This window comes from Martelella alba (assembly GCF_005217455.1).
Lineage (GTDB): Bacteria > Pseudomonadota > Gammaproteobacteria > Enterobacterales > Enterobacteriaceae > Acerihabitans.
Map to the genome: position 1 here is coordinate 46,094 of NZ_SZPQ01000022.1, position 17,007 is coordinate 63,100.

A 17,007-nucleotide genomic window follows, 5' to 3' on the forward strand; every position below is an offset into this window, starting at 1 on the left:
TTCCTGTGTTAATTTCCGTCGAGGCGACCGTCCCTCATGGTCAGAACCCGGCCGGCATAGCTCGATGCCTCCTGGGAGTGTGTCACCATGACCACCGTCGTCCCCTGGCTGTTAATCTGTTTGAGTTGCTCCAGCACCTCCCGGCTATTTTTGCTATCGAGGTTGCCGGTGGGTTCATCGGCCAGAATCAATGCCGGCCGCGAGACCATCGCCCGGGCAATGGCCACCCGCTGTTGCTGACCGCCGGACAACTGCGCCGGATAGTGTTCGGCCCGCCCGGCGATACCGAACGTATCCAGGGTCCTGGCGACCCGCGCCTTGCGCTCCGCTTTCGGCACATTGCGATAAATCAGCGGCAACGCCACGTTTTCCGTTACCGTCATATGCGATATCAAGTTGAATGATTGGAATATATATCCCACCAGCCGGCGCCGCAGCGCAATCTTCTGAGAGTAGCGCAGTGGCTGGACGGCGATGCCATCCAGGGTGAACTGGCCCTCGTCCAGCTTTTCGAACAAGCCCAGGACATTGAGCAGGGTGGATTTACCCGAGCCGGAAGGCCCCATGACCGACAAGAATTCCCCGGCGCCAACCGCCAGGTTGATGTCGTTTAGCGCCAGCGTTTTGATGGTTTTGGTGAGATAGCATTTTGCGGCATGTTCCAGTTTTATCATGTCAATCGAACTCGATAATGTTGGATTTTTCATAGTCATTGTCAGCGAAAGTGACCACTTGCTGCCCCTCGGTCAGCCCGCCGACGATTTCTGTTTCCTGCGCCCCTTGCCGCTTGATTTTCACCGGCGATTTCAGCGCCCGGCGGGATTTTGCATCGTAGATGTACACTTTGGCCTGGCCGTCCTGGAAGAATATCGCTTCCGATGGCGCCAGCAGCGCATGTCGCGATGTCCCCAGGGAAACGTGCAAATCAATGGACTGGCCGCGTTTCAGGGCGATTTGCCGGGGTTCGCTCATTCGTAGCCTGGCTTTGAATTTACCGTTGTCCACCACGGGCGAGACCGATTCGATGATAAGCGGGATCCTGACGCCGCCCGCTTCGGCCATGACGCTCACTTTGGGTTGAATTTTGTCCAGGTAATACTCGCTGAAGGCGGCTTCGAAGTAATAGGAATGCAGGTTGTCGACAATGGTTATCTTTTCGCCGGGTTTGATTTGCTGGCCTATTTTGATATCCAGGGCCGTGAGCGTGCCTTCTATGGGGGAAACGATGGTCAGTTGCTCCAGGCCGCCTTTGATCAGATTAACCAGGTTGCCGAGACGCTTGATGGATTCGTCGATTTCATGGTACTGATGCGGCAGGATACTCTCCTGTTGCGCATTATGTTCCGACAGGATGGCGCAGGTCCGTTGCCAATAGGCCAGTTCGTCCAATCGATCTTCATAGACGGCCTTCTCGATAATGGATTTTTCATAAAGCTTCTTGTTACGGTGAATTTCCCTCTTGGTTTTCAGCAGGTTGTAGCCGGATTTTTCCAGCTCGACCTTGGTGTCGCGGCTGTTCTTTTCCAGTAGCATCCGCATATTGCGCAGGTTGTTGATTTGTTCGGTGGCGTCGGCGATGCGCGAGGTGACCTGCAAAACGAAGTCATAGTTGGACAATCGGGCGATCACCTCGCCCTGGGTAACATAATCCGACGGCGCCTTGAGAATTTCCGTGACCTTGCCGCCGCGCTCGGAAGAAACGATAACGCTTTCGCTGGGTATGGCAACCGCGCGGGTGACCAGCGTGTCGGTATGCGGGCCCCGCTTGACGGTGTGGAATTTGGCGCTCGCCGCCGGAACCCGAAGAAAATCATCGGCGACCGCCAGCCTGTATAACATGACGCACAACGCCAGAAACACCGCCAGCGCGCCCCAGGCCAGCCATTTGGCGCGCAAATGCACAGAGGGCGTTTTTTTCTCCAGTTTGACATCCATTACGCCATCTCCGGCCGGCGGCGTCCCGAACCATACCGGCCCCCGCCTATCAGTAATGACAAGGTCATCACCGCGGCGACGGCCAGCACCAATAGCAACAGGGCGGCCAGCGCATAGGTATAGGTCAGGCCGGTCACCGCATCGTATTGGCCAAGCCAGCGATGTAACAGCCACAGGCCGCATACAAAGGCGGCGGCGGCGGAAACCAGCAGCGGCGGCATATTTTGCCGCAAGAAAAACGCCACGCTGGTATAAACCGAACCCCCGACCGCTTCCATGATTTTCAGGGTTCTGTTCAACCGACCCGCTTCGGAGATACCGATAATCACGGCGCTCGACAGCATCAATAACAGGGAGAGCCCCGCCACCAGCCTGATAATGGCAAGGATCAACAAACTGTTCCGGTAATGGGCCCGATGAAGCTCGTCCACGGAGCGTATCTGCCCGTCAGAAACGCCGTATTCGTTAAGCACCGCCGTTATCTGGGCTCTTTGACGGGTGGAGGGGTATCTCACCGCGCCGTATTTCTCCGGATTGTCGTTGATAAAAACCATCAGCGGCTGCGGGATCCGGCTACGTTCGCCCAGGTAGAAATTATCCACGACCCGCAATACCCGCAGGGACTTTTTCATGCCGTCCAGGTCGATATAAAACGGCGTATTCAGCACTTCGTCATAAGACGATAACCCCATCAGGCCAAGAAAGGCCCGGGTGACGATGACATGGCAGATGGACGGGTCCTGGCTTTCCAATAGGGCGTTTTCCGCGCCGGCCAGCGTATCCAGCCCCCACACTTGCGCAAAATAGCGATCGGCGGAGAACGCGTTAATCGACACGAATTGGTCTTGCGCCTGTTGCCTGGCATGTTGCACCGTCAGCACCGTGCGCGACATGTCGAACGGCCGCCAACTGCTTAGCGCGAAATCGGACGTGCCGGCGCGCTCCTTTAGCCGGTTTTGCAATCCGCGCAGCGTTGCCGGAGATTGAAGTTGTTCGTTGACCACGAAAGTCAGCAGGTTTTTCCGCTCATAGCCGAAATCGGCGTCCAGCAGATAATGGTTTTGCACCATGACCCCCGCCCAAAGGTAAACCATGACGCCGCAAGCCAGCAATTGCAGGGTGAGCGAGAGTTTATTGAGATAAAATGAGGCGGCGGTCTCATAGCGGCGATCGCCCCGCTCGTTCCTGGCTGAAAACACGAAAAAGCGCAGATACGCCCACTGGCAGAAACCGATAATAAGACCGATCATGGCCGCCGCCAGCAGAAACACCGCCAATCGCCGCCAGAAGGAAAACGGATGCAGCATGGCGGCCACCTGTCCGGACGCCATCGCGCCAACGCCCAGAATGACGGCGGCCAGGGCGGCGATACACAGGAATTGGGGCAGCATGATGGCCCGGTATTCGGCGCGTATCTGCCCGTCGGACGCGCCGACGCAGCGTTTGATATGCAGGCTGGGCCGTTTCGCGGCATTGACGATGTTATTGATGCTCATGAAATTCACCGCGACGGTCAGCAGCACGAAAAGCGCCGCGCCGTAGAGGGTATGGAGCAGCGGCCGGGAAATCACCCTGGCCGGTTCATCGGGATAGCCGCCGTCATAATGCATATCCCGGACATCTCTGGCGCTGAAATGCAAGAATTCCCCCGGCGTGAAGGGCGCCCCCGGCAGTTGCGGGGCGTAGCGCTCCACCAGCCGGTCCAGCAGGCGGTTATCAAGGGTTTTACCCGCCGCCGTATGCGCGAAGGCCAGCACATGGGTATCGTACCAATCGTTCCGTTTATCGTTATAGCCCTCCACCAGCCAGGGCGAAAACGCGATCACCGCCGGCAGACTCAGGCTGCTGTCGTCGCGGGGGGCGACCACGGCCTTGATGACATAGCGCCCGTGGGCGCCTAAATCAAGCGTTTTGCCTTGCGGCGATGACAGGCCGAGATACTGGCGGTTGAACTCCGGCGTGATGTAGATTTCATTTGCCGCAAGCGGAGCAAGGGACTGCCGGTAGGGATTGATATGCCGGAGAAAACCCGGACTGACCGCGTAAATCTCCGCGCCCGACGCCACCCGCCCTTCGCTGCGCACGGCGACCGACAGCCGGAAGGCATAATCGACATTGTCGATGCCCGGTTCGTTTTGCAGCGCGGTCACTAAAGGCAGGGGCGCCATAGCCGACCGGACGCGCTCGCCATTGGGCAACCGGAATTGCGATTCCAGTCGATAAAGATGGCGATGATCGGGATAATAGCGATCAGTATTATAGTCTGCAATGAATAATATTAACGACAAAAACGTCGTGGCTAAACCGATAGCGCTAATAATGATCCCAAGTATCATCGCCATGGGATTCAATTTTATGTCATGGCAAAATTCATTAAGCAGCATCGGCGAATTATCCCGATATCCGGTGATGATCATTTCCGAGAAGGAGTTGATACTTGCTATACTTCACGCCGCGTCTTTTTGACCACGATGCAACGTGAAGTATTCAGAGTAATAATAAAAGGTTTTTCAGGTGGCCTTCCGGGACTTACGCCGGTGAAAACTGATCAATTATCGCCGCCGAAGGCTTTCGACCAGTTCCATCCCAGTGCCTGAGGGTTTTCTTGCAGTTGTTTGATCGCGGCAATACTCTCCTTGTCGATCGTTAAATCATATTCTTCAAATGATTGCACAAGATTGGCGAGTTGCGCCCGAAGCCGGGAAACCGATGCGCAGGTCTGATTGGATGATATCTGCATTGAAGCCTCCATGACGTTATTTTATCTCCGTGAAATACGGCGAAGCTGAAGCAATCGCGACACGCCGTACCAATTGATTAAAATATCTGCTTTCAGAATCGTCAATGCCTATTATTCTTTTATCCAAATCATTGAGGGTTTGTTTATACTCGTCAACCTTCAAATTGCCCGTTTGTTGGCTGCGCTCGCTCACTTGCCGCCGCGATGCGACTCGACGTATTTAGAGTTTAGACAATACTATTTCGCGTCGCGTCGCGGCGGCGCGCGAGTATCCGGCCCGCGTTCTTTCGGCCGCGGACCGGCAACGGACTAGACCCGTTTTTTGGTGGCGGTATCCATCCACACCGCCAGCAGTAAAATCGCGCCTTTGACGATATATTGCCAAAACGTCGACACATCCAGCATACTCATGCCGTTATCGAGGGATGCCATGATAAAGGCGCCCATCACCGCGCCGGCCACGCTGCCGACGCCGCCGGCCAGGCTGGTGCCGCCAATGACGCAGGCCGCGATGGCGTCCAGCTCGGCGATATTGCCGGCCGAGGGCGATCCGGCCCCCAGACGCGAGCTGAGGATGAGGCCGGCAACGGCCACCATCAGTCCGTTAATGGCGAATACCGCCATCTTGGTCCGTTCAACGTTGACGCCGGACAAACGGGCGGCATCGATGTTGCCGCCGATAGCGTAGACCCGGCGTCCGAAGGCGGTGCGCGACGCCAGAAACAGCCCCGCCAACATCAATGCCACCAGGATCAATACCGGCGTGGGGACCCCTTGATAATCATTGAGCAGATATACCGCCCCCAGCACCAGCGCCACGGTAATGACCTGCCGAAGGAAATCCGCGCTCAGGCCGGGCACGGACAGCCCCATGCGTTGCCGTTTACCGCGCCGGCGCCATTGCATGAAAATAAATAACGCCAGGGCGATGACGCCGATGCCCATCCCCGCGCCGTCCGGCAAATAACTCTGGCCTATCTGCGACATGGCCGCCGAGGTGGGCGCCACGGTGGTGCCATTGGTGATACCGATCAGGATCCCCCGAAAAGCCAGCATGCCCGACAGCGTAACAATAAACGAGGGGACGCGCCGATAGGCCACCCACCAACCGCTCCAGGCGCCGAGCAGCAACCCCAGCACCAGCGTCGCCGTTATGGTCAGCGCCAGCGGCCATTTAAACCAGACATCAAGGATCGCCGCCACGCCGCCCAGCAGCCCCATCAGCGATCCCACCGACAGATCGATTTCCGCCGCAACAATCACAAATACCATGCCCACCGCCAGAATGCCGGTGATGGATGTTTGCCGCAACAAATTGGAAATGTTGCGGGGACTGATATAGGCCCCTTCGGTGGTAAAGGTAAAGAACAGCATGATGACCACTATCGCGGCCAGCATGACGAAAACCTGCAAGTTTACTGGTTTGCTTTTACCGATGCCCGCGGCGGCATTGCCGGCGGACGAACGGCTAGTTTGTGTCATTTTCAACATGGGAGTCGCTCCTCAGCGCCGCTTCCATTACCTGCTCTTGGGTCAGATTGCGGTTGATTAAATCGGCTTTAATCGCCCCTTGGTGCATGGCCAGTATCCGATCGCTGATACCCAGGACCTCGGGCAGTTCCGACGAAATCACGATGATGGCGATCCCTTGCCGGGCCAATTGGTTTATCAGGCGATAAATTTCCTGCTTGGCGCCGATATCGATACCGCGCGTCGGTTCATCCAGGATCAGGATTTTCGGTTTAAGCAGCAGGCATTTGGCCAAAATGGCTTTCTGCTGATTCCCGCCGCTCAGCCGGCCTATGGCCAGCTCCGGCGAACTGGTTTTCACTTTGAGCCGGTCGATGGCGTCGCGAACGGCCGCCTGCTCTTCGGCTTCATCAAGGACACCCAGCGTCCCGGTAAATTGAGCCAGCGCCGCCAGGGTAATATTGGCGCCCACGCCCATGATCGGGACGATGCCGTCTTTTTTGCGATCCTCCGGGACCATCACCATGCCCGCCGCCAACGCCTGACGGCAATTGGCGAAGCGAACCGGCCGGCCTGACAACGCGATACGACCGTCCCAGCGGCCGGGATAACTGCCGAACAGGCACTGCGCCAGCTCGGTGCGTCCCGATCCCACCAGCCCGGCGACGCCGAGAATTTCGCCTTTATGCAGATTGAATGAGGCGTCGCTGACCCGACGGATATGCTGGTTGACCGGATGCCAGGCCGTTACCCCCTCCACCTGCAGGATCACCTCGCCGACGGTATGCGGATCGCGCGGATAAAGCTCGGTCAGCTCACGTCCCACCATCATAGCGATCAAGTCGCCCTCGCTGAGGCCCTGAGCGGCGCGTGTGGCGATATGCTTTCCATCGCGGATTACGCAGATCATATCGGAGATGGCTTTGACTTCGCTGAGCTTATGGGAGATGTAAATGCAGGCGATATCGTGATTGCGCAAATCATTGACGATATTCAGCAATATTGCGGTTTCATTTTCGGTCAACGACGCGGTGGGTTCGTCGAGAATCAGCAGGCGTACCTGCTTATTCAGGGCCTTGGCGATTTCCACCAACTGCTGCTGACCCAGCCCCAGGTCGCCGACCCGGGTGTTCGGATCGATTTCCAGCTTCACCTGCGCCAGCATACGCTGGCAGCGCAGATACATGGCGTCGTAATCCATGACGCCGTATTTGGCCCATTCAGCGCCCAGAAAGATGTTTTCCAGCACCGTCATGTGTTTCACCAGCGCCAGTTCCTGGTGGATAATGGCAATGCCGCGCCGCTCGGTATCCCGCACGCTGTGCGCCACCAGCGGCTCGCCGTTGAACTGAATGTCCCCCTCGAAGGTGCCATAGGGGTAAACCGCCGACAAAACCTTCATCAGGGTCGACTTTCCCGAGCCGTTTTCTCCGCACAGCGACAACACCTGTCCCGGCTCGATGCTAAGCGAGACGTTATCGACCGCCTTCACCTGCCCGAACTGTTTGGTGATATTTCGCATTTCCAGAAGAGTAGTCGCCATAGTTATTCACCTTTGCAACCGCGCCGCCTTATGCGGCGGCGCGGAGGGTTCACGTCACAAACCATCCTCGGCGCAACGGCGGATCAGTTCAGTTCGGACTTTTTATGGAAACCGTCGGCGATGACGGTGCTGTCAATATTGGATTTGTCCACCGAAATAGGGGTGAGCAGATAAGACGGAACATCCCGCAAACCATTGTTGAGCGTGGCGTTGGATTTCGGTTTTTCGCCCTTGGCCAGTTCGACCGCGATGAGGGCGGCGTCGGTGGCTTCCTGTTTGATGGGCTTATAGACCGTCATGGTCTGGGTTCCCTGCATGATCCGCTTGATGCCGGCCAGATCGGCGTCCTGGCCGGAAATGGCCACTTTGCCGGCCAAGCCCTGCGCCGCCAGCGCCTGGATGGCGCCGCCGGCGGTGGCGTCGTTGGACGCCACTACCGCGTCGATTTTATTGTTGTTGGCGGTCAGCGCGTTTTCCATGATTTTCAACGCATTCTCCGGTAGCCAGCCATCGACCCACTGATCGCCGACAATTTTAATTTTGCCACTGTCAATCAACGGTTGCAGCACTTTCATTTGCCCGGCGCGGAACAGTTTGGCATTACTGTCCACCGGAGAGCCGCCCATCAGGAAATAGCGCCCCTCAGGCACGCGCTTGACGATACTTTGCGCCTGCAACTCGCCGACTTTTTCATTATCGAATGAAATATAGAAATCGACGTTGGCATTATTAATCATCCGATCGTAGGCCAGCACTTTTATGCCCGCCTGTTTTGCCTCGGCGATAACATTACTCAACACATTGCCGTTGTAGGGAATTATTACCAGAACATTGACTCCCCGGTCTATCATATTCTCAATTTGTGACATCTGTGTTTGTTCATTGCCGTTGGAGGATTGGACAAACACTTCGGCGCCCAGGGATTTGGCTTTATCAACAAAAATATCGCGGTCTTTTTGCCAGCGTTCCAGCCGCAAGTCATCCACCGCCATCCCGATTTTAATGGGTTTGGCGAAGCCCGGCAGGGAGGTTAACACCAGTGCCGCGCAAGCGGTTAGCAGGAGGGTTTTCAGTTTCATCTTTCATTCCTTATGTTGCTCTTATTAGAACACCTTCAGCATCTGAGGCTGATGTTTATAGGATAAGAATCAGACCGTTTCGAAAGAACGGCGACGAATTCAGGCCATGGCCGCGGCAATTAACACGGCCGTTATTCATCACACCGCTTCATCGTTAGCCGACGGTGGCCCATATTCGTTCCCGGCGAGGGCGTCGCCCACGGGTCGCCGCGATACAACTCGAATCATTTAGGGTATAGAGTGGAAAAATGTCACGAGCAATTGCAAATTTTCACAATAGCATTACGATATTTAACTGAAATGTGCTTTCTGTGAGCTATAGCTTATTTTCCCCGTCACAAAGCGGGCGCGCTCTTTATTTTTTGACATTCACTTGGCGATGATGGTTTTCGCGCCGTAAACCCTGTGATCAGACGCACAATTAATAATTTAATGAATCCATATGTGAAATAACGTAATTGCTTGTCCCGGGTTCTTATTAACAGAATCTTATACTCTCAATATTTCAAGTCGCATCACGGCGGCCCGTGGGTGACGCCCTCGTCAGGAATGAATGCGAACCGTCAACGGCGGGCGTGAGGCGGGAGACGGACGTTTACCATCATTCCCCCGGTTCGCATCAGCATGTGACGGGATGCGCGGGGAAACCGACACGCCTGCGGCTTGAAGTATGACGAGATAATGATTTTAATCGCCTAATCGTCGGTAAATAACAGGCGCCAAGTCTATTACCGTCCGCTTCGGAACGGACCCGTATTCTTAGGAGCAATTATAATGTCTCATTATTTTGATCAAGTTGAAAAAATCCGTTTTGCAGGGGCGAAAAGCACCCATCCTCTGGCTTTCCGTTATTATAATCCGGATGAAATCATTCTCGGCAAGCGCATGGAGGATCATTTGCGCTTTGCCGTCTGTTATTGGCATACCTTCTGTTGGCCCGGCATCGATATGTTCGGCGTCGGCGCCTTCGATCGCCCCTGGCAGCAACCGGGCGACGCGCTGGGCCAGGCGAAACTCAAGGCCGAGGTGGCTTTCGAATTTTTCAGCAAACTCGGCGCCCCGTTCTACTGTTTCCACGATACCGATGTCATTCCGGAAAGCCATTCGGTGAAAGACTATCTCAACCATATGGCCGCCATGCGGGACGTACTGGCGCACCATCAGCAGCAAACCGGCATTAGACTGCTGGGGCACCGCCAATTGTTTCAGCCATCCCCGTTATGGCGCCGGCGCCGCCACCAATCCCGATCCTGAGGTGTTTGCCTGGGCGGCCACCCAGGTCAATAGCGCCATGGCCGCCACCCAGGCTTTGGGCGGCGAGAATTATGTGCTGTGGGGCGGACGGGAAGGCTACGAAACACTGCTCAATACCGATTTGCGTCAGGAACGGGAGCAAATCGGCCGCTTTATGCAAATGGTCGTGGAACACAAACATAAAATCGGTTTCCAGGGCGCGCTGCTTATCGAACCCAAGCCGCAGGAGCCCACCAAACGCCAGTATGACTATGATGTCGCCACGGTTTATGGTTTCCTTAAACAGTTCGGATTGGAGAAAGAGATCCGAGTCAATGTGGAGGCCAACCACGCCACTCTGGCCGGCCATACGTTCCATCATGAAATCGCCACCGCTATCGCGCTGGGTATTTTCGGGTCGGTGGACGCCAACCGCGGCGACGCGCAATCGGGCTGGGATACCGATCAGTTTCCCAATAGCGTTGAAGAGAACGCCCTGGTGATGTACGAGATTTTAAAAGCCGGCGGTTTCACCACCGGGGGATTAAACTTCGATGCCAAGGTTCGCCGGCAGAGCACCGACAAATATGATTTGTTCCACGGCCATATCGGCGGTATGGACACCATGGCGCTGGCGTTGAAAGTGGCGGCCAAATTGCTGGAAGACGGCCGGCTCGATCAAATGGTCAAGGCCCGCTATGCCGGCTGGAACGGCGATTTGGGGCAGAGGGTGTTGCAAGGCAATCTGTCTTTGGCCGATTTGGCGAAATATGCCGAACAGCACGCGCTGGCGCCGACCCATCGCAGTGGTCAGCAAGAATGGCTGGAAAATATCGTCAACCAGATCATATACGGTTAAACCCGGGGGCGGGGGGATCGTTTTCCGCCCCGGCGAATCCCCGCCATCCCATCTGATAAGGGATACCTTATGTATATCGGGATCGATTTAGGCACGTCGGGCGTCAAAGCCATCTTGACCGACGAGCGGCAGCATATCCTGGCCAGCCATACGGAGCGCCTGGCGGTTTCCCGCCCGCATGCGCTGTGGTCGGAGCAGGATCCGCAACAGTGGTGGCAAGCCGCCGATCGGGCCATGTTGGCACTGGGCGCCCAACACCCTCTCGGCGAAACGCGCGCGCTGGGATTGACCGGGCAGATGCACGGCGCGACCTTGCTTGATGCACGGCACCAGGTACTGCGCCCCGCCATTCTCTGGAACGATGGGCGCAGCTTTGCCCAATGCCGGACCCTTGAAGCCGATGTGCTCCGTTCCCGGCAAATCACCGGCAATGTGATGATGCCCGGCTTTACCGCGCCGAAATTGCGTTGGGTTGCCGAACACGAACCGCGCATTTTCGATCAGGTCGCCAAGGTGTTGCTGCCGAAAGACTATTTACGCTGGCGTATGACCGGCGATTTCGCCAGTGATATGTCCGATGCGGCGGGTACGTTATGGCTGGATGTTGAACGGCGCGATTGGAGCGACGAGTTACTGGCCGCCTGCCGTCTGACCCGGGCTCACATGCCGGCGTTGTTCGAGGGCAATCAATTCACCGGCGTGCTGACCGCGGCGCTGGCCTCCCGCTGGGGGCTGTCGCGGGTACCGGTGGCGGCCGGCGGCGGCGATAACGCCGCCGGCGCCATCGGGGTCGGATTGTATCGCCGCGGACAGGCCATGTTGTCCCTGGGCACCTCGGGCGTGTATTTCGCCGTGAGCGATGGTTTTCTCAGTAATCCGGAAAAGGCCGTACACAGCTTCTGTCACGCGCTGCCGGACACCTGGCATTTGATGTCGGTTATGCTCAGCGCCGCCTCCTGCCTGGATTGGGCAGCGAGGGCCACCGGACTGGGCGATGTGCCGGCATTGCTGGAAGCCGCCGCCCACGGCCGCCAGGACACGCCGCCGGTCTATTTTCTCCCCTATTTGTCCGGCGAGCGGACGCCGCACAACAATCCCAACGCCACCGGCGCCTTCTGGGGGCTTACCCATGAACACGGTCCGGCGGAGCTGGCGCGTGCGGTAGTGGAAGGGGTCAGTTTCGGCCTGGCGGACGGCATGGACGCGCTGCACGACACCGGCCTGCGACCGGACAGTATTACCCTTATCGGCGGCGGCGCCCGCAGCGCCTACTGGCGGCAGCTTTTGGCCGATGTCAGCGGGCAGGCGCTTGATTACCGCACCGGCGGCGACGTCGGGCCGGCGCTCGGCGCGGCCAGACTGGCGCAGATCGCTTGCCACCCCGATGTCTCCTGGTCGGAATTAATGCCCCCGTTGCCATTGGAAGCCCGCTACACCCCCGATGATAAACGCCATGAGGCCTATGGCGAACGACGGCAAGTATTTCAGCGACTCTATCGGCAACTGGCGGATTTAACGGGATAATCCGGTAATCCACACGCTAACGGACCGGACCTGGGCGTCATCGCCATGGTCCGGTTTTTTCATTGGATTTTCTAATGGAATTGCTAGCCAGCGCACACCAAGTCAATTCTTTCCGCTGGTCCCAGGGTATATGCTGGCTACCGGATGATTGCTTCGAGAATACCCGTATGTTTGATAAACGTTATCGCATCACGTTGTTATTCAATGCCAATAAAGTTTATGACCGCCAGGTGATCGAAGGGGTGGGGGAATATCTGCAAGCTTCCCAATGCGACTGGGATATTTTCATTGAAGACGATTTCCGCTGTCGGATCAACCGTATTGAAGAGTGGTTGGGGGATGGCGTCATCGCCGATTACGACGATAAGGAAATCGAGTTGCTGCTCGGGGGCATACCGGTTCCCATCGTCGGCGTCGGTGGTTCTTACCAGAACGCCGAAGAGTATCCGGCGGTGCATTATATCGCGACGGACAACCATGCGCTGGTGTCCAGCGCGTTTTCGCACCTTAAGGAAAAAGGGCTTAATCGCTTCGCGTTCTACGGTCTGCCGCCCAGCAGCGGTAAACGCTGGTCTCACGAACGGGAACAAGCCTTCCGCCAACTTACCGCCCGTGAATATTATCAGCCCATTGTCTATCAGGGCATTGAAACGACGCCGGACAACTGGCAATACGCCCAGAACCGGCTGGCGGACTGGCTGCAATCCCTCCCGCCGCATACCGGCATTATTGCCGTCACCGACGCCCGCGCCCGCCACCTGCTCCAGGTCTGCGAGCATTTGAACATCGCCGTCCCGGAGAAGCTGTGCATTATCGGCATCGATAACGAGGAGCTGGCGCGCTGTCTGTCGCGCGTGGCGCTGTCATCGGTGGCGCAAGGCACCCGGCAAATGGGCTATCAGGCGGCCAAGTTGCTGCATCAGTTATTGAATCGCGCGCAGTTGCCGTTGCAGCGGATTCTGGTGTCACCGCTGAAAGTGGTGGCTCGCCGGTCAACGGATTTCCGGTCCCTGCGTGATCCGGCGGTCATTCAGGCGATGCACTATATCTGCTACCATGCCTGCAAAGGCATTAAGGTGGAACAGGTCCTGGACGTGGTCGGCATGTCCCGATCCAATCTGGAAAAACGCTTCAAGGACGAAACCGGCAAAACCATCCATAACGCCATTCACGAAGAGAAACTGGAAAATGCCCGCAATCTGCTAACCTCTTCCTCGCTGACCATTAACGAAGTGTCGCAGATGTGCGGTTATCCCTCGCTACAATATTTTTATTCGGTTTTCAAAAAAGGCTTTGATATCACGCCGAAAGAATACCGCGACAAGTTCGTCCAGACGACCTATTGAATAAACGCCCGCCGTTTAGCGGGTCGTCCGGTTTTGGGCCTTATCCAGCGACGCCTTCCCGTTTTCCCGCGCCTGCAACATCTGCGGTAGATGAATTTCTATCCAATCGGCCAGCGCCGCGACCCTGGCGCTGGCCTCCCTGCCCAGCCCGCTCAGACTATACTCCACATGTGGCGGCTGCACCGGCAGAGCCCGGCGTACGACCAAACCGTCCTCTTCCAGCCATTGCAGGGTCTGGGCCAGCATTTTTTCGCTGACGCCGCCGACTTTGCGGCGCAGTTCGCCGAAGCGGTGAGTGCCGTGCGACAGGACAATAAGCACCAGTAATCCCCAGCGGCTGGTGAGGTGTTTGAGTATCTCGCGGGAGGGGCAATCGGCGCTGAGCAATTCGCCCCGCCGCAATCTGCCGGCCAGGGAATCCTCCGACATGGCATGATTTATCATCTACTTACCTCAGCGTTAGTACTTACTAAAAGTTAGTATACGCGTTAAAGTAGCTCTTCCATATCCCCATAGGAGAATACGTATGATCGTTGTGACAGGCGCGACCGGCCATCTGGGCCGTCTGGTTGTCAAGGCATTGCTCAAGACCGTACCGGCGGGAGATATTGTGGCCGCGGCGCGCTCCCCGGATAAAGCCGACGATTTGGCTAAAGCGGGCGTCACCGTGCGGCAGGCCGATTATAATCGGCCCGAAACGCTGGATACCGCGTTTGCCGGGGCGGACAAAGTTTTACTGATTTCTTCCAGCGAGGTCGGTCGCCGGGAAGCGCAGCATCGCGCGGTTATTGACGCCGCCAAACGGGCCGGCGTTAGCCTGCTGGCCTATACCAGCCTGTTGCATGCCGATATCAGCCCGCTCGGCATTTTGGCCAAAGAACACCGGGTCACCGAAACGCTGCTGCGGGAGTCCGGTCTGCCCACCGTGCTTTTGCGCAATGGCTGGTATAATGAAAACTACGCCGCCGCCATCTCGCAGGCCCTGGCGCAAAACGCGGTGACCGGCTGCGCCGGCGAGGGGCTTATCTCTTCCGCCGCCCGCGCCGATTATGCCGCTGCGGCCGCCGTCGTGCTGACCGGCGACGGTCATGCCGGCAAAACCTATGAATTGGCTGGCGACGGCGCGTACACCCTTGCCGAGCTGGCGGCGGAAATCAGCCGGCAATCCGGTACGATGGTCAACTATGTCAACCTCACCCAGGCGGGGTATCAGGAATTGCTCAAGCAATCCGGTCTGCCGGAACCCGTGGCGGCCATGCTGGCGGATTCGGGCACCGGGACGTCCCTGGGCGGTTTGTTCGACAATGGCCGGCAATTGAGCGCGCTTATCGGCCGGCCCACCACGCCGATATCGCAGCAAGTGGCCGAGGCGCTGAACGCGGCCTCCTAGCCACGGCCGTTATAAGGGCTTAAGCTCAATCAGAAGCACGATGATGATAAACGCCGTCAGCGTCATGCGGTTGGCATGGCGCAGAAATGGCGGCGCCGTCAGGGATGAGGCGGCCAGGCTGCGCCTGAACGATCCCGATTGCAAGCCGTGCAGCGCCGACAGCGCCAGCACAAACAGCATTTTGACCAGCAAAGAACCGGAGGGCGGCCAGTTGCCCATCAGTAACAGCGCCAGACCGGACAGCCAGCTCAGGATCATGGCGGGCGTCGTCACCCCGCGGTTCCAACGTTGCAGCGCGGCGAAAACCGACAGAGCAGAGGATGATTCGCCCGGCGGTATTTTCTCCCAGGCGTTCATCGCCACGCCCAGAATAAACATGCCCACAAGCCATAGCGTTATCGAGACGAAATGCAGCGACAGCAACAAGAGATAGGTTGTCATAGGTTCCTTAGCTGATATGTACCCGTCGTACCGCCTTAATGAGTAGGGGTATATTAGCGACCCACCCTTAGGTGGGCAAGGCACCCGGGACTTATTTCAGCGGCGCCGCGCGCCGAAGAAGGCGGCCGATACCCCTTGCTCCTGCCGGTCCGGCCATGCCGGCCGCAGCCGTTGGCCCGGCGCTCGGTCGAAAGCGCGTGGCGTCGTAGGCGTAGATCCAACGGTAATCCTGTTCCGCCATTTGGGAATGGAACAACGATTTCACTTTATAACGCGCATCCCGTTTGAATTGCTGCCAGGGCGTGGGCAAGTGCAAACGCTTGCCCCGCGCCCGTGCCGCGAGCAATACCCGTCCGGTGCGCGTCGCCCGTTCCGCATCGTATTGCCGCAACGTTTCCGTCAAATCCGGTGCCGATACCGCCAGCAGGCGGGCCAGAACATAGCCGTCCTCAAGGGCCATGGCCGCGCCCTGTGCCAAAAAAGGCAGCATAGGATGCGCCGCGTCGCCAAGCAGGGTCAACCGGCCTAACGACCAGCGCTCAATCGGGTCGCGATCAAACAGCCCCCATTTGAAGATGTTTTCCGCGCAGGACAACCGGCGAATCACGTCGGGGTGCCAGCCGGCAAACGCGCTCAGCAATTCTTCCCGATGGCTGGGCACATGCCAGGATGTCTGCGTCCATCGCTCGGTTTCACCGACCGCGACGATATTCAGCGCGTCGCCGCCGCTGATGGTATAGGTGACGACATGGCCTCTTGGCCCTTGCCACAGGTCGCAAAACGGGCCGATGAATTCCGGATGGGCCGAGGCGGGCACCAGCGCCCGCCAGCACATATTGCCAGTAAACAAGGGCGCCTGAGGGCCGAACACGTGATCCCGCACAATGGAGTGCGCCCCATCCGCGCCGACAATCAGGTCGGCTTCAAACTCCCGACCGTCGGCGAAACGCGCCACGGCGGTTTCGCCCCGATTGCTGACCGAGACGCAGCGGGCATTGAGCACAACATAACGGGTATCAAGCAGTCCCGCCAACATGGAGAGAAGATCGGCCCGGTGCAGGTGATAATAATCCGTGCCGAACGCTTGCCGACAAGCAGGCATAAGCGGAGTGCGAAAGCATTCCCGTCCGGTGCGCCAGTGATGGCCCACGACGCCTTGGGATACAAACCCGCGCCGGCGCAGCGGTTCGGCCAACCCCAGCGCCAATAGAACCTTGACCGCGTTCGGGGACATTTGCACGCCCGCGCCGACTTCCCTGAACGCCGATGCCCGTTCAAAAAGATGCGCTTCTATGCCACGTTGCCGCAAGGACGCCGACAACGCCACGCCGCCGATACCGCCGCCGATGACGCCTACCCGAAGTTTACGGTTCATTCAGTTGACCCCTTGTGCGCGAATGGCAGTGACTGACGCCGGCATGCAGCCGCACGGTCATTGCCTGGGTCT

Annotated in this window: 13 protein-coding genes and 1 pseudogene; 4 read left to right on the forward strand and 10 right to left on the reverse strand. The window is 57.6% G+C overall.

The window, feature by feature from the left end; translation table 11 throughout:
- Window positions 1-8 precede the first annotated feature (8 nt).
- The 7 genes from darD to xylF all read right to left on the reverse strand — a co-directional run bounded on the left by darD (window position 9) and on the right by xylF (window position 8,767).
- Complete coding sequence (gene darD / locus FCN80_RS15460; RefSeq protein WP_136991102.1) at window positions 9-674, reverse strand: darobactin export ABC transporter ATP-binding protein; 666 nt, start codon at window positions 672-674, stop codon at window positions 9-11.
- 1 nt (window position 675) lies between these two features.
- Window positions 676-1,935 (reverse strand): darobactin export ABC transporter periplasmic adaptor subunit, encoded by a 1,260-nt coding sequence (darC, locus tag FCN80_RS15465; RefSeq protein WP_170975412.1) that lies wholly within the window; start codon window positions 1,933-1,935, stop codon window positions 676-678.
- A complete protein-coding gene (gene darB, locus FCN80_RS26475; RefSeq protein ID WP_170975413.1) occupies window positions 1,935-4,319 on the reverse strand; it encodes a darobactin export ABC transporter permease subunit in 2,385 nt (794 codons plus the stop codon). Before darB ends, darC begins: the two co-directional genes overlap by 1 nt.
- Before the next feature lie 164 nt (window positions 4,320-4,483).
- Window positions 4,484-4,675, reverse strand: coding sequence for a darobactin family peptide antibiotic (gene darA, locus FCN80_RS15470; protein ID WP_136991070.1), 192 nt, complete (start codon window positions 4,673-4,675; stop codon window positions 4,484-4,486).
- Window positions 4,676-4,984: 309 nt separating this feature from the next.
- Complete coding sequence (locus FCN80_RS15475; RefSeq protein WP_136991103.1) at window positions 4,985-6,157, reverse strand: sugar ABC transporter permease; 1,173 nt, start codon at window positions 6,155-6,157, stop codon at window positions 4,985-4,987.
- Window positions 6,144-7,688 carry a xylose ABC transporter ATP-binding protein gene (locus FCN80_RS15480; RefSeq protein WP_136991071.1) on the reverse strand — a complete coding sequence of 515 codons (1,545 nt, stop codon included), beginning with the start codon at window positions 7,686-7,688 and terminating at the stop codon, window positions 6,144-6,146. Before FCN80_RS15480 ends, FCN80_RS15475 begins: the two co-directional genes overlap by 14 nt.
- Window positions 7,689-7,771: 83 nt before the next feature.
- Window positions 7,772-8,767: a D-xylose ABC transporter substrate-binding protein gene (gene xylF / locus FCN80_RS15485; RefSeq protein ID WP_136991072.1), complete on the reverse strand. Its 996-nt coding sequence runs from the start codon at window positions 8,765-8,767 to the stop codon at window positions 7,772-7,774.
- A gap of 771 nt (window positions 8,768-9,538) precedes the next feature.
- Between xylF and xylA the strand changes: the two are divergent.
- The 3 genes and pseudogenes from xylA to xylR all read left to right on the forward strand — a co-directional run bounded on the left by xylA (window position 9,539) and on the right by xylR (window position 13,729).
- Window positions 9,539-10,859: pseudogene (xylA, locus tag FCN80_RS15490) on the forward strand (xylose isomerase).
- Window positions 10,860-10,928: 69 nt separating this feature from the next.
- The gene (gene xylB / locus FCN80_RS15495) at window positions 10,929-12,383 is read left to right on the forward strand and encodes a xylulokinase (RefSeq protein ID WP_136991073.1); all 1,455 of its coding nucleotides are present in this window, start codon (window positions 10,929-10,931) and stop codon (window positions 12,381-12,383) included.
- A 167-nt stretch (window positions 12,384-12,550) separates the two neighbouring features.
- Window positions 12,551-13,729 carry a D-xylose utilization transcriptional activator XylR gene (xylR, locus tag FCN80_RS15500; RefSeq protein WP_136991074.1) on the forward strand — a complete coding sequence of 393 codons (1,179 nt, stop codon included), beginning with the start codon at window positions 12,551-12,553 and terminating at the stop codon, window positions 13,727-13,729.
- A 15-nt stretch (window positions 13,730-13,744) separates the two neighbouring features.
- Here the strand turns inward: xylR and FCN80_RS15505 are convergent, their stop codons facing one another.
- Window positions 13,745-14,173: a winged helix-turn-helix transcriptional regulator gene (locus FCN80_RS15505; RefSeq protein ID WP_306767885.1), complete on the reverse strand. Its 429-nt coding sequence runs from the start codon at window positions 14,171-14,173 to the stop codon at window positions 13,745-13,747.
- Between the two features lie 82 nt (window positions 14,174-14,255).
- Here FCN80_RS15505 and FCN80_RS15510 point away from each other — a divergent pair, with 82 nt between their 5' ends.
- A complete protein-coding gene (locus FCN80_RS15510) occupies window positions 14,256-15,119 on the forward strand; it encodes an SDR family oxidoreductase (protein WP_136991075.1) in 864 nt (287 codons plus the stop codon).
- A gap of 9 nt (window positions 15,120-15,128) precedes the next feature.
- Here the strand turns inward: FCN80_RS15510 and FCN80_RS15515 are convergent, their stop codons facing one another.
- Window positions 15,129-15,560, reverse strand: a complete 432-nt coding sequence (locus FCN80_RS15515; RefSeq protein ID WP_136991076.1) for a CopD family protein — start codon at window positions 15,558-15,560, stop codon at window positions 15,129-15,131.
- 91 nt (window positions 15,561-15,651) lie between these two features.
- Complete coding sequence (locus FCN80_RS15520) at window positions 15,652-16,935, reverse strand: FAD-dependent monooxygenase (protein WP_136991077.1); 1,284 nt, start codon at window positions 16,933-16,935, stop codon at window positions 15,652-15,654.
- Between the last annotated feature and the right edge of the window lie 72 nt (window positions 16,936-17,007).

Coding starts and splice junctions, on each gene's coding strand:
- FCN80_RS15510 (WP_136991075.1), top strand. CDS start 14,256: ATGATCGTTGTGACAGGCGCGACCGGCCATCTGGGCCGTCTGGTTGTC.
- FCN80_RS15515 (WP_136991076.1), bottom strand. CDS start 15,560: ATGACAACCTATCTCTTGTTGCTGTCGCTGCATTTCGTCTCGATAACG.
- darA (WP_136991070.1), bottom strand. CDS start 4,675: ATGCAGATATCATCCAATCAGACCTGCGCATCGGTTTCCCGGCTTCGG.
- darB (WP_170975413.1), bottom strand. CDS start 4,319: ATGCTGCTTAATGAATTTTGCCATGACATAAAATTGAATCCCATGGCG.
- xylF (WP_136991072.1), bottom strand. CDS start 8,767: ATGAAACTGAAAACCCTCCTGCTAACCGCTTGCGCGGCACTGGTGTTA.
- xylR (WP_136991074.1), top strand. CDS start 12,551: ATGTTTGATAAACGTTATCGCATCACGTTGTTATTCAATGCCAATAAA.
- xylB (WP_136991073.1), top strand. CDS start 10,929: ATGTATATCGGGATCGATTTAGGCACGTCGGGCGTCAAAGCCATCTTG.
- FCN80_RS15475 (WP_136991103.1), bottom strand. CDS start 6,157: ATGACACAAACTAGCCGTTCGTCCGCCGGCAATGCCGCCGCGGGCATC.
- FCN80_RS15480 (WP_136991071.1), bottom strand. CDS start 7,688: ATGGCGACTACTCTTCTGGAAATGCGAAATATCACCAAACAGTTCGGG.
- FCN80_RS15505 (WP_306767885.1), bottom strand. CDS start 14,173: ATGATAAATCATGCCATGTCGGAGGATTCCCTGGCCGGCAGATTGCGG.
- FCN80_RS15520 (WP_136991077.1), bottom strand. CDS start 16,935: ATGAACCGTAAACTTCGGGTAGGCGTCATCGGCGGCGGTATCGGCGGC.
- darC (WP_170975412.1), bottom strand. CDS start 1,935: ATGGATGTCAAACTGGAGAAAAAAACGCCCTCTGTGCATTTGCGCGCC.
- darD (WP_136991102.1), bottom strand. CDS start 674: ATGATAAAACTGGAACATGCCGCAAAATGCTATCTCACCAAAACCATC.